This window comes from Eubacterium sp., assembly GCF_057858645.1.
Window position 1 is genome coordinate 36,418 of the sequence record NZ_DBLZZO010000007.1, and the last position, 14,009, is coordinate 50,426.

Genomic DNA, 14,009 nt, shown 5'->3' on the forward strand with positions numbered 1-14,009 from the left:
TGTCATTATTTTAATACTCTTAAGTCCGTTAAACTATAGAATATTATCCTAACAACAACTTTCTTATTCTCTTTAACATAAACACTTTAATTGATTTTATGTTAATGCTTTATATTTTCTTATTTTCTTTGTTCTTATGTAAGACCATAAAGCAAGAATTACTCTGCTACATAAACAATTCCGTATGCTTCAGGTCCGATGTGTGTACCAATTGTTGGTCCAATCTGTAATCTGTCTGAAACTTCAATATTAGCTTCTTTCAATCTGTCTGTAAAAGTTTCATTATTTACAGTTCCAATTGAATATATACTGTAAACCGGGAAGTCTGTATTAATTGTGTCGTTTGAAATCAACTTCATAATATCATTTAAAGCTTTTTTCTTTCCAATGCTCTTTGCCTTAATACCTACTTTTCCATCTTCTGTAAAATAAATTAAAGGTTTTATTTTTGCAATTGTGCCAATTCCTGCTTCGATTTTTGACAAACGACCACCTTTATACAAATTATCCAATGTATCAAGCACTGCATACATTCTAACCTTTGGCTGAATTTCTTTAATAGCCGCAACTATTTCTTCTGCTGTCTTGCCACTGTCTCTTAACTGTATGCCATAGTCAACCAAAACCTTAATAACAAAAGTAGCTGATAATGAATCAACTATATGTATCTTATCATATTCAACCATGTTCTTAGCTAATGTGGCACTTTGAATCAAGCCACTTAAACCTGATGAAAGTAAAATACATATAAGCTCGTCTCCATCTGCCTTAATTTTTTCAAATATGTCAATAAAATCCTGTGGTGATGGCTGAGCTGTTTTAGGGAACTCATCTGATTCCTGTGTTAATTTATAAAATTCATCCTTAGAAATTTCACCGTCTCTAAAACTCTTATCTCCTACACTAATCGCTATCGGTATGTACTCTATCCCTTTTCCCTGTAACTGTTCTTTATCATAATCAGAACCTGAGTCAATTAAAAATTTTATCATTCTGCATCTCCTTTTAACCAAAACAAAAGCTGTTCACAATAGTTTACTTTATGAACAGCTTGTATTTTGTACTTTACTACACATTTGCAATTTAGTCAAATTTTTATTATTTTACAATCATCTCTTCAATATCTTCAAATGTATTAGCAACGCTATACACTCTTGATAAATCGCAGTGGAACATTCCCTGTTCCTTCATTTCATCCATAAATTTAAGTAATGTATCATAAAAACCATTGTGGTTAAAAATAATTACTTTTCCTTCAATCATATACTTTTCGATTAATACAATTGCTTCAAATAACTCATCCATTGTTCCAACGCCACCTGGTAAAACAATGAACACGTCAGCTTCCGATTCAAAATGTCCTTTGCGCTCAGCCATTGAATCACAAACAATTTCCTTATCACATCCTTTGAACACGTTCATATTCTTAAATGCCTTTGGATATACACCTGTTATGTAAGCACCTCCGTCGTGCATTCCTCTTGCCATATATCCAAGTGTACTATCTGCACCGCCTCCATAAATAAGGTCGTACTTTTCTCCTAACTTCTTTCCCATATCATAGTATGGTTTTAACTTTTCTTCTGAAACGTAAGGTGAGAATGATCCGTAAATGCATATTGTTTTTCTGTCCATAATAATCCCTCTTTTCCGTTTGTAATTTATAATATGTTTTATATTATACTATCTATTCCAAAAGAATCAAAGAATTTTCTGTATTGCAATCCAATCTTGTTAAACTTACACGAAACATAACAATCTTACACAAAGTCACAGTAATCTTACAACAAAAACTGAGACATTGCATAATTGCTTAGATCCACACCTCTTTTAGTTAAACGCACGTTGTCACCATTGACTTCTATAAGTCCCTGCTGCACTAATTTTTCTGTTACCTCTCCGTACACGCTGTCGTATTTTCTGTCAAATGCCTGATGAAATTCTTCTTTTGAAATTCCGTCAATCATTCTAAGTCCCAAAAACATAAATTCTTCTTTTTTATCTTTTTCTGTTAAACGCTGGATTTTTCCTTCTATTACAGAAATGGCATCCTCTGTTATATCCCAGATGTCATCCTGATAAATAAAACTGTCGCCGTAAAAATCACTATCTGTATCTTTGCCATCCAAAAGCAAACTAATGTATTTATCAATATCTTCGGTATTACTGTATCTGCTGTTGTTATATAAAGAAGCCGCGCCAAGACCAAAGCCCAAATAATCCACTCTCTTCCAATAACCTATATTATGCCTGCACTGAAATCCCGGCTTGCCATAGTTTGATATTTCATAATGTACATATCCGTTTTCTTCCAGCATTTTTTCAGTTAAATAATACATTTCTCTTTCAGCATCTTCGTCCGGCAAAATATTAATGTTTTTGCTTTCCGCCTCCTGGACTCTTTCCTGAAGTGGCGTCCCATCTTCAACAATAAGGCTATAAGCGGAAATATGCTCCGGCTCCAATGCCAGCACTCTTTCCAACGTATATTTGTAACTTTCAACTGTCTGTCCTGGTAAAGCACTCATTACGTCCACATTGATGTTTTCAAAGCCTGCTTTTCTTGCCAACTCATAACTTTCTTTAAACTTTGTAAAATCGTGAATACGACCTATGCTTCTAAGTTCCTGATTATTTGCAGACTGAAGTCCAAAACTGATTCTGTTAATTCCTGCTTCTTTGTAACTACTTAATTTTGATTCTGTTACAGTTCCGGGGTTACACTCAATAGTAATCTCGGCATCATCAGATAACTGACAGTTATTTTTTACCGCCTCCATAATTTTTGTAATAAAATTTTCCTGCAAAATTGACGGCGTTCCACCGCCTATGAAAACACTTGTAACAACTCTGCCTTCCATCTTTTCTTTGCTTAATTCTATCTCTCTAACCAAAGCATTTACATATTCTCTTTTTGTACCTTCGTCCATGCTCATTGATAAAAAATCACAATAATCACACTTTCTCACGCAAAAAGGAATATGAATATATATTTCCAACTGCTTACTGTTCATTTCTTATCCTTCCTTACAATATAACTAATGCCAAAGAAAACTAACATCTAGTATTCTTTGGCACTGTAAAAATTCTTATAATCACAAATACATATTTCTATATATTCTATTCTTCGTCTAATTTTAAAACTGCCATAAATGCACTCTGTGGAATTTCTACGTTTCCAACCTGACGCATTCTCTTCTTTCCTTCCTTCTGTTTTTCAAGAAGTTTTCTCTTACGGGAAATATCACCACCATAACATTTTGCCAATACGTCTTTTCTCATTGCCTTAACAGTTTCTCTTGCAATTACCTTGCTACCAACTGCTGCCTGAATTGGAACTTCAAACAACTGTCTTGGTATTTCCTTCTTTAATTTCTCGCACATCTTTCTTCCACGCTCGTAAGCTGATGCTTCAGGAACAATAAATGATAAGGCATCCACTTCTTCTTTATTAATAAGAATATCAAGCTTAACTAACTTAGCCTGTTCATAGCCTTTCAATTCATAGTCAAAAGAAGCATAACCTCTTGAACGTGACTTTAATGCATCAAAAAAATCATAAATAATTTCATTTAATGGAATATCGTATTTAAGGAGTGCTCTTTGTCCTTCTACATATTCCATGCTAATATATGTTCCTCTTCGTTGCTGGCAAAGTTCCATAATGGCACCGATAAATTCTGTTGTAACCATTATCTCTGCACTAACAATAGGTTCTTCCATATAAGCTATTTCACTTGGATCAGGAAGGTTTGTTGGGTTAGTAAGTTCAATTATCTCACCGTTTTCCTTGTATACCTTGTAAATAACAGATGGTGCTGTAGTAACCAGGTCAAGTCCATATTCTCTCTCTAGTCTTTCCTGAATAATTTCCAAATGGAGCAAGCCTAGGAATCCGCATCTGAAACCAAAACCTAAAGCGATTGATGTTTCAGGTTCAAATTTCAAAGCTGCATCATTTAACTGTAATTTTTCTAAAGCATCTCTTAAATCAGGATACTTTGCTCCATCAGCCGGATACAAGCCACAATAAACCATTGGCTGAACTTCCTTGTAACCCGGAAGTGGCTTATCACATGGGGCATCCGCATTTGTAACTGTATCACCTACTTTTGTATCTGACACATTTTTAATGCTGGCTGTTATGTAGCCTACCATTCCTGCCGGTAATTCATCACAAGGAATAAACTGACCTGCGCCAAAATATCCAACTTCTACAACATTTGCCACTGCACCTGTTGCCATCATTTTTATATTCATTCCCGGCTTTACAGTACCTTCCTTAATACGGCAAAATACAATTACACCTTTGTAGGAATCATATAAGCTATCAAATATTAAAGCCTGTAAAGGTGCATTTGAATCACCTGTAGGTGCCGGTATATTTTTTACAATTGCCTCTAATACATCCTCACAGTTTAAACCTGTTTTTGCAGAAATAAGAGGTGCATCTTCCGCCTCAAGACCAATAACATCTTCGATTTCAGCTTTTACCCTGTCAGGATCTGCTGATGGTAAATCTATCTTGTTAATAACCGGAAACACTTCCAAGTCATGGTCTAATGCCAAATAAACGTTTGCCAAAGTCTGTGCCTCAACGCCCTGTGCCGCATCAACTACCAACACTGCACCATCACATGCTGCCAAACTTCTCGAAACCTCATAGTTAAAATCCACATGGCCCGGTGTATCAATTAAATTGAAAATATATTCCTCGCCATCTTTTGCCTTGTAAACAGTACGAACTGCCTGAGACTTAATTGTAATGCCTCTTTCTCTTTCAAGTTCCATATTGTCAAGAACCTGAGCCTGCATTTCCCTGTTTGTTAAAAGACCTGTCATTTCAATTATTCTGTCTGCCAAAGTTGATTTACCATGGTCTATATGAGCTATAATACAAAAATTTCTAATTTTACTCTGATCAATATGTGCCACTTTTTCCTCCAATTACTTAGTAAGATTATCAATTACAAACTGATATATTTTTTGACTGTTGTTCATTGCTTCCCAATTAGTACACATCTTAGATGCCATGTGCTTATCAGGGGTTGAAATATTCAGCTCAATTAACGTGCTGTCACCTTCTTTTACCTGACAATGTACCACATAGTCCCCATTAGAAGCCCTGTAATAATCAGACACCGTACCTACTTCGTTTCTAAGTTCGTATCTGTTGTCAACCAAAAACATATCTATATCATCAATAACCTGGTTAGGTATCTTGTTCTCGAAGAATTTAAGACTCTCTCTTCCCTCTGATGATAAATGGTAATATGATGTATTTCTGTTTACATTTGAAAAAACAAACCCATCCTCAATAAGTTCATTAATTGCTTTCTGCACAGCAAAATAATTTGTATATTCATTTTCCAAAAAGAATTGTGCAATCTGTGAGTTAGTCAATGGAAATTCTACTTTATTTAACATATGCATAATCATTAACTTGTATAAAGTTTCTGTTTCTATTGCCATATTCTACTCCTCTACTGTACCTTTTGCTAATTCTTCTATAACCTGTAAAATTTCTTCTTTTCCCTGCTTTGTCTGAGCTGAGAATGGTAAAATCTTTGTTCCCGGAATTACGTTTAATCCCTGACGAATCATTTTGATGTTCTTCTGAACCTGACTTCTTTTTATCTTGTCTAACTTAGTTGCTATAATAATCGGTTCATAACCGTTTGCCAAAATCCACTCATACATATTAACGTCATTCTTTGATGGCTCATGTCTTATGTCTATTAACAAAAACACTGCCTGCAGCATTTGTGAAGTATGAAGATAATTTTCAATCATCCTGCCCCACTTTGCTTTTATTTCCTTAGACACGCTGGCATAACCATACCCCGGTAGGTCTACGAAATACATTTCCTTATTTACATTGTAAAAATTAATTGTCTGAGTTTTTCCCGGCTGAGAAGATGTTCTAGCCAATGCTTTTCTATTAACCAAACCATTTATTAATGATGATTTTCCTACATTTGACTTTCCTGCAAAAGCAATTTCCGGCATTGTATTTTCCGGTAATTTACTTGTTATTCCACAAACTGTTTCCAATTCAACATTTTTAACTATCATCTTCTCTCCTATCTTTCACTGTAAATCAAATTCTAAACTAATGCAATCTTTATAACATCATCCATTGTTTCAGCCAGAACAATTTTCATTCCGCCTGTTATCTCTTTTGATATTTCTTCAAGCATTGGTTTGTTCTTCTTAGGTACTACTACAATCTTAATACCTGCGTTCTTTGCTGCCAATAACTTTTCTTTTAATCCACCAATTGGCATAACCTTCCCTCGTAAATTAATTTCACCGGTCATTGCAACTTTACAGTTCACTTCTCTGTTTGTAACAGCCGAAAGTATTGCTGTTGCCATAGTGATACCTGCTGACGGTCCATCCTTTGGCACTGCCCCTTCCGGAACATGAATATGTATGTCATGTTTTTCAAAGTAATCATCTGCCACGCCATACTTACCTGCAATGCTTCTTACATAAGAAAGTGCAATCTGTGCAGATTCTTTCATAACATCGCCTAACTGACCTGTTAATTTCAACTGACCCTTGCCAGGCATTGTGTTTACTTCGATTTGTAAAGTTGTTCCACCAACTGCTGTCCAGGCAAGTCCTCTTACAATACCAATATCATTCTTTTCATTAGCCTTGTCATCGTCAAAAATCTTTCTGCCAAGATATTTTTCAATATTCTTTGAAGTAACCTTTAAACGCTTTTTGTTGTTTTTGATAATAAGACCTGCTGCCTTGCGACAAATCTTTGAAATTTCTCTTTCTAACTGTCTTACACCTGCTTCTCTTGTATAGTAGCGGATAATACTGTTAATTGCTTCATCTGTGATGGATAACCAGCTTTTCTTTATACCATTTTTTTCAAATTCTTTACTAATTAAATGTTCCTTGGCAATATGGAATTTTTCGTTTTGAGTATAACCTTCAATTTCTATTATTTCCATTCTGTCAAGTAAAGGTCTTGGAATTGTGCCTGCGTCATTAGCTGTTGCCACAAATAAAACCTTTGATAAATCAATTGGTATTTCAGCGTAATTATCTCTAAACTTTGAGTTCTGCTCTGAATCCAACACTTCTAATAAGGCTGACGCCGGATCTCCATGAACTCCCTGTCCCATTTTATCTATTTCATCAAATAAAATTAAAGGATTAGAACTTCCTGCCTGCTTTAGTCCTTTAAGGATTCTACCTGGCATTGCTCCTAAATATGTTTTACGGTGTCCGCGAATTTCTGACTCATCACTAACACCACCTAATGATATTCTAACATATTTCTTGTTAAGTGCCTCTGCAATTGATTTTGCAATACTTGTCTTACCTGTTCCTGGAGGTCCCACAAGACAAATAATCGGTGCCTCACCCTTTGCCATAGTCAATTGTCTTACAGCTAAAAATTCTAAAATTCTTTCTTTAACTTTAGTTAATTGGTAATGGTCTCTATTTAAAATTTCCTCTGCATTCTGCAGGTTGGGATTTTCTTCTGTTTCATTGTTCCATGGCAAATCTAACATTGTTTCCAAATAGGTTCTAATAATGTTACCTTCTGCCGGATTACCCATGGCTGATTTATATCTTGAAAGTTCTTTTAATAATTTTTCTTTAACACTGTCATCTGCGTTTAAATTATTAATCTTCTCTTCAAGCTGATCTGTTTCTGCGTCAAAGTCATCCCCTAATTCTTCTTTGATAATCTGCATCTGTTCGCGAAGAATATGTTCCTTCTGACTTTTTTCTAAACGTTGTTTAACTTTTTCTATAATCTCATTTCTAACCTGTGCAACTTCATTTTCTTTTGCAAGAAACGAATATATAGTAGTAAATTTATCTTCAATACTGTTCTGTTCCAAGTATTCCTGTTTTAATTTATATCCTACTTTTATTCTCATTAAAATCTGGTTCATTAGAGTTTCAATATTACTAATATCTAACAAACCTCTTAAACTTGAAGGAGATAATTCTCTTACCTTACCCTCGAATAATTTTAAAGTATCTCTTAATTCTCTAACATAAGCTTCTTCCTGCGCCTCTGTTAAAGTATTTTTATCTTCTTCTATAATTGAAACTTCCCCGGCAAAATGTCCATCAGCCATGTATAAAGACTGTATTTCTCCTTTGGCTTTTGCCTCCACCATAACTCTTACCACGTCATCGGGAAGTTTATTTAACTGCTTTACAACTACAACTGTTCCAACCTTGTATATACCATCAAAACCCGGTGTGTCTTCCACCGGGTCTTTTTGTGCAACAACAAACAATTCTTTATCGTCAATCATTGACTCTTCTGCTGCTGCAATTGATGCTTTTCTGCGAACGTCAAAATGAACAGTTGTTCCCGGTATAATAGTAAGGCCTCTTAATGGTATAACCGGAAAAGTTTTTAAGTTCTCTGACATGTCTTCTCCTTGTAATAGCAACTTAAATGTGGCTAATTATTTCTTTTTTGTAGTATTCTTTTTAGGGATTACCGAATTATAAATTATTTCAGGATCCGCTAATCCATTTACCACATCTTCATTTATAATACATTCTTTTATTGATTCGTCAGATGGTGTCTCATACATAATATCCATAATAACATTTTCAATAATTGCTCTAAGGCCTCTTGCACCTGTTTTTCTCTTAACAGTTAATTTGGCAATAGCGTTTATCGCTTCATCTGTAAATGTTAATTTAACTCCATCTAACTCAAACAATTTCTTATACTGTTTAACTAAAGCATTCTTTGGTTCTGTTAAAATCTTTTCTAATGCTTTTTCATCTAAGTAATCTAATGTAACTGTTACCGGTACTCTTCCGATAAATTCAGGAATCAAACCGAACTTAACTAAATCTTCCGGCATAACTTCCTTCAACAATTCATCTTCAACAATTTCAGATTTCTCAGCAATTTCAGTATTGAAACCTATTGAACTCTTATCAAGTCTTCTTTCAATAATCTTATCCAGTCCTGCAAAAGCTCCACCACAAATAAATAAAATATTTGTAGTATCAATAGGGATAAGTTCCTGCTGTGGATGTTTTCTACCACCCTGTGGTGGAACGCTGGCTTCTGTTCCTTCTAAAATCTTAAGCAAAGCCTGCTGAACACCTTCACCTGAAACGTCTCTTGTAATAGAAACATTCTCTGATTTCTTTGTAATCTTATCAATTTCATCTATATAAATAATACCATGTTCTGCTCTCTCAATATCATAGTCTGCTGCCTGAATTAATTTAAGCAGAATATTTTCAACATCTTCACCAACATAACCAGCCTCTGTTAATGTTGTAGCATCTGCAATTGCAAAAGGTACATTTAAAATTTTGGCTAATGTTTGAGCAAGATATGTTTTACCTGAACCGGTTGGACCTAAAAGTAATATGTTTGATTTCTGTAATTCTACATCTAAATCCTTGTCAGCCAATACTCTCTTGTAATGATTGTAAACAGCAACTGAAAGAACTTTCTTTGCTTCCTGCTGTCCAATAACATATTGATCCAAGAATTCTTTTATTTCTTTAGGCTTTAGTAAATTGATTTCCTCATTTGCACTTTTCTTTTCATCACCATAGATTTCATCATCAACTATGCTTGCACAAATCTCAACACATTCATCACAAATGTATGCATTGTTCGGACCTGCTATAAGTCTTCTAACCTGATTCTCACTTCTACCGCAAAAAGAACAGCGCAAATTGTTATCAGTTATATTTTTATTCGCCATAATAACCTCGCATTAATCTAAATTTGAACATAAGGCACCACAGTAATTGCGGTGCCTTATTCATTCTATCTCTGTTTAATTACCTGATCTACTAAACCATATTCTTTAGCTTCATCTGCACTCATCCAGTTGTCTCTGTCAGTATCCTTTTCAACAACTTCAACGGGTTGACCTGAATTTGCTGCCAAAATGTCGTTCAATTTCTTTTTAGTCTTTAAAATGTGCTCTGCAGCTATTTGAATTTCTGTAGCCTGTCCTTGTGCACCGCCAAGTGGCTGATGAATCATAATTTCTGCATTTGGAAGGGCATATCTCTTTCCTTTAGCACCACTTGATAAGAGGAATGCTCCCATACTTGCCGCCATACCGATACAAGTAGTTGAAACATCACACTTTACATAATTCATTGTGTCATAAATAGCCATACCGGCTGTAACAGAACCGCCCGGGCTATTGATATACATATGAATGTCTTTTCCAGGATCTTCTGATTCTAAAAATAGAAGCTGTGCTACAACAACACTTGCTGTTGCATCATTTATCTCTTCTCCTAAGAAAATAATTCTGTCCTTTAATAATCTTGAGTAAATATCATATGAACGTTCACCACGTGAATTCTGTTCAATGACATAAGGTACTAATGCCATAATCTATACCTCCTTAATAAATGCTAACAAATATCTTATTTAGCTTTTTCTACTACTAACTTAGCAGCCTTTCTTGCACAGATGTCAGCTCTGATGTTCTTCTTATCATCATCTGATAATAATTCATTAACCTTATCAGCTTCCATCTGATATCTTTCAGCCATTCTCTTGATTTCTTCATCAAATTCTTCATCTGATGCTTCAATCTTTTCAGCCTTAACAATAGCTTCAAGAACTAAGCTTGACTGTACTCTTGCTTCAGCCTGTGGCTTAACCTGTTCTGTAAGCTGATCTACAGTTGTACCTGTAAACTGCATGTATTGGTCAAAAGAAATTCCCTGCATAGCAATGTTCTGTGCAAATTCTTCAACCATCTGCTGGCTCTGAGCTTCAATCATCTTTTCAGGAATATCCATTTCTGAATCATTAACGATTGCTTCAATTACCTTGCTTTCCTTATCAGCTTCAGCTTCTTGTGCTTTCTTTTCTTCAAGATTCTTCTTAATGTCTGCCTTGTATTCATCTAATGTATCAAATTCTGAAACATCCTGTGCGAAATCATCATCTAATTCAGGATATTCCTTAACTTTAATTTCCTTAATTGTTACTTTGAACATTGCTGGCTTTCCTGCAAGTTCCTTAGCCTGATACTGTTCTGGGAATGTAACGTTTACTTCTACTTCTTCGCCAACTTTCTTTCCAATAAGCTGTTCTTCAAAAGTATCAATAAATGAATGTGAACCAATTGTAAGCGGATAATCTTCACCCTTTCCACCTTCAAATGCTACTCCATCAACAAAACCTTCGAAATCGATTGTTGTCTGATCTCCGTCTTCAACTGCCTTATCGTCAGCAGCTACAAGTCTTGCGTTCTGTTCCTTAACCTTATCAAGTTCAGCAGCTACATCTTCATCTGTAACTGTTGTGTCCATAGCTTCAACCTTAACTCCCTTGTACTTTCCAAGTTTGATTTCAGGCTTAAGTGTTACTTCAGCTTCGAAAACAAATGGCTTTCCTTTTTCAATCTGTGTTACATTGATTTCCGGACGAGCAACGATTTCTAATTCACTTTCTGCTGCTGCATTTGCATAAGCATCTGGAATTAATTCGTTTGCAGCTTCTTCATAGAAAACGCCTGCACCGTACATTTTTTCTACCATAGCGTAAGGTACTTTACCTTTTCTAAATCCTGGTACGTTAAATTTATTCTTGTTCTTCTGATATGCTGTCTGAATGGCCTTATCAAATTCTTCTGCCGGTACTTCAATAGTAAGCTTTGCTGTGTTATTTTCTAACTTTTCTACCTGTAAACTCATTATTTTTCCTCCTTGTTATCAAAACGGGTATGAGTATCCCATTTAATTCATTGAATTTTACTCGTCATAGCCTAGTAACCTATTGACGCAGTGTATGATTATATCATACTTTCCTTTTCTTGTCACTACCTTTTAAAACACATATTTTCAACAGTATTCTACTAATTATACTGAATCTGGTCAGCTATTTTGCCACTTGTTTCCTCATCAATAAGACATGATATTAATTCAAGTCCAAGCTCTAATGCAACTCCAAGACCTTTTCCTGTAATAATATTGCCGTCTCTTACAACACCACCGCCATATTCCTTACATTCCATCTTGTCTGCAAAACTTGGAAATGAAGTTGCCCTCTTGTCCTTCAAAATGCCAAGACTGCTAAAAATACTTGGTGCCGCGCAAATTGCTGCTAACCACTTACCCTGTTCATTATACTTAATGATATGGTCCTTTAATGTCCCACACTCACTTAAATTTGTTGTTCCCGGCATTCCTCCCGGCAAGAAAATACAATCGCCCTGTTCAAAGTCGATTTCATCTATTGTCTTGTCTGCAAAGAATTTAACCTTATGAGAACTTTCAACCATTAATTCTTCCTTGATGGATACTGTAACTACATTCAACTTAGCTCTTCTAAGTAAATCCACAACCATCAAACATTCAACTTCCTCTAATCCGTCTGCTAAAAATGCATATACTGTTTTCATTTAAAACCTCCTGTTTATTTAATGTGTCAAATATAATCATTTAACCTATAATTAACATAAGTATAATAGTAAATAACCGAATTTAATTATATCATAAGGGTATAATATTTGTTATACTAAAAAATATTGTAAAAAAATTATTAATTAAATATTTTCGTAATAAATTTATTATATCTGCTGTGGGAAACATACAACATTTAAGAAAGTGCTGGTAGCCCGTCGGTTCATCAAGGCAGCGTAGTCGGCTTGATAGAACCGCTACGAGGCGGACGCAGCGGAAGCGTGCTTTCGTAATGTTGTATGTTTTCACAGCAGTGTATAAAATTGTGAAAATTTTAGAGTTACTAAGAAAGGTGGTTTCATTATAATATGGGAATGGAAATAGAAAAAAAATTTATACCTACAGATTTACCAAAAGATTTGGACAGTTACGAACATCATGTAATTGAACAGGCATATCTTAACACTGCTCCTGTTGTTAGGATTAGAAAACAGGACGATGACTATGTTCTTACTTACAAAGGTAGTGGCATGATGGCTAGAGAAGAATATAATCTTCCACTGAATAAAAAAAGTTATGAGCATTTGTTAGAAAAAGCAGATGGCAACATTATCTCAAAAGTACGCTATCTTATTCCAATTAACGACGGAAAACTTACCGCCGAGTTAGATGTTTTCAAAGGAAAATTTGCAGGAATGCTTTTAGTTGAAGTTGAATTTTCAAGTGTTGAACAGGCTGATGCTTTTCAGAAACCGGATTGGTTTGGAGAAGATGTAACATATAGTAAAATATATCACAACAGCTATTTATCACAGATTAAGGGATAATTAAAAAACAGCACCAGCCAAAAATAAATAAGATTAATTTACTGATACCACTAATCTTTTTTATTTTTCATCAAACTGGTGCTATTTATTATTCTGTTTTAATATTTAGCTATTCTATCTTTCCATCTTTTATTGTTATTATTCTACCGCATTTTTTTGCAACGGTCTCATCATGTGTAACAATAATCACCGTTTTTCCTTCTTTATTCAGAGACGATAGTATTGACATGATTTTTTCAGCATTTACCGAGTCCAAAGCCCCTGTAGGCTCATCTGCCATTATATATTCAGGGTCACATACCAATGCCCTTGCTATTGCTACCCTCTGTTTTTCGCCTCCTGATAAAACAGATACCTTTTTGTTTGACAAATGTTCCACTCCTACTTTTTTCATTTTTTCTAAGGCTACTTCTCTTATTTTTTTCATAGAAGTTCTACTTAACATTAACGGAAGAGATACATTTTCCATAACAGTTTCGTCCTCAACCAATCCAAAATCCTGTAATACAAATCCAATTTTTTCATTTCTAATTTTAGCCCTTTGTTTATTAGTAAAATCAGATATGTCTTCACCATCTAACTTGTAGTTTCCCCGGTCGCATACATCCAACAAGCCTATTATATGTAAAAGGGTGGATTTGCCTGCTCCTGATTTACCCATTATTGCTATCATTTCGCCATCAGCAATAGTTAAATTGACACCATTTAACACTGATTGAATTTCGTTGTCTCTATTTATTTCATATTCTTTGTATATATTTGAAAGTTCTAATCCCATTT

General features: G+C 34.8%; 13 protein-coding genes. 1 reads left to right on the forward strand and 12 read right to left on the reverse strand.

Annotated features, from left to right (window positions below):
* Nucleotides 1-158 precede the first annotated feature (158 nt).
* The 11 genes from ACZM4J_RS03770 to ACZM4J_RS03820 all read right to left on the reverse strand — a co-directional run bounded on the left by ACZM4J_RS03770 (nucleotide 159) and on the right by ACZM4J_RS03820 (nucleotide 12,401).
* Complete coding sequence (locus ACZM4J_RS03770) at nucleotides 159-992, reverse strand: DegV family protein (RefSeq protein ID WP_428244551.1); 834 nt, start codon at nucleotides 990-992, stop codon at nucleotides 159-161.
* Nucleotides 993-1,098: 106 nt separating this feature from the next.
* Complete coding sequence (locus ACZM4J_RS03775) at nucleotides 1,099-1,635, reverse strand: LOG family protein (RefSeq protein WP_022165082.1); 537 nt, start codon at nucleotides 1,633-1,635, stop codon at nucleotides 1,099-1,101.
* Between the two features lie 146 nt (nucleotides 1,636-1,781).
* Nucleotides 1,782-3,014 carry a radical SAM family heme chaperone HemW gene (hemW, locus tag ACZM4J_RS03780; RefSeq protein WP_022165081.1) on the reverse strand — a complete coding sequence of 411 codons (1,233 nt, stop codon included), beginning with the start codon at nucleotides 3,012-3,014 and terminating at the stop codon, nucleotides 1,782-1,784.
* A 106-nt stretch (nucleotides 3,015-3,120) separates the two neighbouring features.
* A complete protein-coding gene (gene lepA / locus ACZM4J_RS03785; protein ID WP_428244550.1) occupies nucleotides 3,121-4,935 on the reverse strand; it encodes a translation elongation factor 4 in 1,815 nt (604 codons plus the stop codon).
* A 12-nt stretch (nucleotides 4,936-4,947) separates the two neighbouring features.
* On the reverse strand, nucleotides 4,948-5,472 hold the full coding sequence (locus ACZM4J_RS03790; protein WP_022165079.1) for a DUF4364 family protein: 525 nt from the start codon (nucleotides 5,470-5,472) through the stop codon (nucleotides 4,948-4,950).
* A 3-nt stretch (nucleotides 5,473-5,475) separates the two neighbouring features.
* A complete protein-coding gene (yihA, locus tag ACZM4J_RS03795; RefSeq protein WP_022165078.1) occupies nucleotides 5,476-6,075 on the reverse strand; it encodes a ribosome biogenesis GTP-binding protein YihA/YsxC in 600 nt (199 codons plus the stop codon).
* A gap of 32 nt (nucleotides 6,076-6,107) precedes the next feature.
* A complete protein-coding gene (gene lon / locus ACZM4J_RS03800) occupies nucleotides 6,108-8,420 on the reverse strand; it encodes an endopeptidase La (protein WP_428244548.1) in 2,313 nt (770 codons plus the stop codon).
* A gap of 36 nt (nucleotides 8,421-8,456) precedes the next feature.
* On the reverse strand, nucleotides 8,457-9,731 hold the full coding sequence (clpX, locus tag ACZM4J_RS03805) for an ATP-dependent Clp protease ATP-binding subunit ClpX (RefSeq protein WP_118436998.1): 1,275 nt from the start codon (nucleotides 9,729-9,731) through the stop codon (nucleotides 8,457-8,459).
* A 65-nt stretch (nucleotides 9,732-9,796) separates the two neighbouring features.
* Nucleotides 9,797-10,378: an ATP-dependent Clp endopeptidase proteolytic subunit ClpP gene (clpP, locus tag ACZM4J_RS03810; protein WP_022165074.1), complete on the reverse strand. Its 582-nt coding sequence runs from the start codon at nucleotides 10,376-10,378 to the stop codon at nucleotides 9,797-9,799.
* Nucleotides 10,379-10,413: 35 nt separating this feature from the next.
* Nucleotides 10,414-11,694, reverse strand: a complete 1,281-nt coding sequence (tig, locus tag ACZM4J_RS03815) for a trigger factor (protein ID WP_022165073.1) — start codon at nucleotides 11,692-11,694, stop codon at nucleotides 10,414-10,416.
* A gap of 161 nt (nucleotides 11,695-11,855) precedes the next feature.
* Nucleotides 11,856-12,401, reverse strand: coding sequence for a DJ-1 family glyoxalase III (locus ACZM4J_RS03820; RefSeq protein ID WP_022165072.1), 546 nt, complete (start codon nucleotides 12,399-12,401; stop codon nucleotides 11,856-11,858).
* Nucleotides 12,402-12,770: 369 nt separating this feature from the next.
* Here ACZM4J_RS03820 and ACZM4J_RS03825 point away from each other — a divergent pair, with 369 nt between their 5' ends.
* The gene (locus ACZM4J_RS03825; RefSeq protein ID WP_022165071.1) at nucleotides 12,771-13,229 is read left to right on the forward strand and encodes a CYTH domain-containing protein; all 459 of its coding nucleotides are present in this window, start codon (nucleotides 12,771-12,773) and stop codon (nucleotides 13,227-13,229) included.
* 109 nt (nucleotides 13,230-13,338) lie between these two features.
* On the opposite strand, the gene ACZM4J_RS03830 is transcribed toward ACZM4J_RS03825, so the two are convergent.
* A complete protein-coding gene (locus ACZM4J_RS03830; RefSeq protein ID WP_022165070.1) occupies nucleotides 13,339-14,007 on the reverse strand; it encodes an ABC transporter ATP-binding protein in 669 nt (222 codons plus the stop codon).
* Between the last annotated feature and the right edge of the window lie 2 nt (nucleotides 14,008-14,009).

Excerpts from the sequence above, each read along its gene's own strand:
- ACZM4J_RS03775 (WP_022165082.1), bottom strand. The coding sequence starts at position 1,635 with ATGGACAGAAAAACAATATGCATTTACGGATCATTCTCACCTTACGTT.
- clpX (WP_118436998.1), bottom strand. The coding sequence starts at position 9,731 with ATGGCGAATAAAAATATAACTGATAACAATTTGCGCTGTTCTTTTTGC.
- hemW (WP_022165081.1), bottom strand. The coding sequence starts at position 3,014 with ATGAACAGTAAGCAGTTGGAAATATATATTCATATTCCTTTTTGCGTG.
- ACZM4J_RS03825 (WP_022165071.1), top strand. The coding sequence starts at position 12,771 with ATGGGAATGGAAATAGAAAAAAAATTTATACCTACAGATTTACCAAAA.
- ACZM4J_RS03830 (WP_022165070.1), bottom strand. The coding sequence starts at position 14,007 with ATGGGATTAGAACTTTCAAATATATACAAAGAATATGAAATAAATAGA.
- clpP (WP_022165074.1), bottom strand. The coding sequence starts at position 10,378 with ATGGCATTAGTACCTTATGTCATTGAACAGAATTCACGTGGTGAACGT.
- yihA (WP_022165078.1), bottom strand. The coding sequence starts at position 6,075 with ATGATAGTTAAAAATGTTGAATTGGAAACAGTTTGTGGAATAACAAGT.
- ACZM4J_RS03820 (WP_022165072.1), bottom strand. The coding sequence starts at position 12,401 with ATGAAAACAGTATATGCATTTTTAGCAGACGGATTAGAGGAAGTTGAA.
- tig (WP_022165073.1), bottom strand. The coding sequence starts at position 11,694 with ATGAGTTTACAGGTAGAAAAGTTAGAAAATAACACAGCAAAGCTTACT.
- lon (WP_428244548.1), bottom strand. The coding sequence starts at position 8,420 with ATGTCAGAGAACTTAAAAACTTTTCCGGTTATACCATTAAGAGGCCTT.
- ACZM4J_RS03790 (WP_022165079.1), bottom strand. The coding sequence starts at position 5,472 with ATGGCAATAGAAACAGAAACTTTATACAAGTTAATGATTATGCATATG.
- ACZM4J_RS03770 (WP_428244551.1), bottom strand. The coding sequence starts at position 992 with ATGATAAAATTTTTAATTGACTCAGGTTCTGATTATGATAAAGAACAG.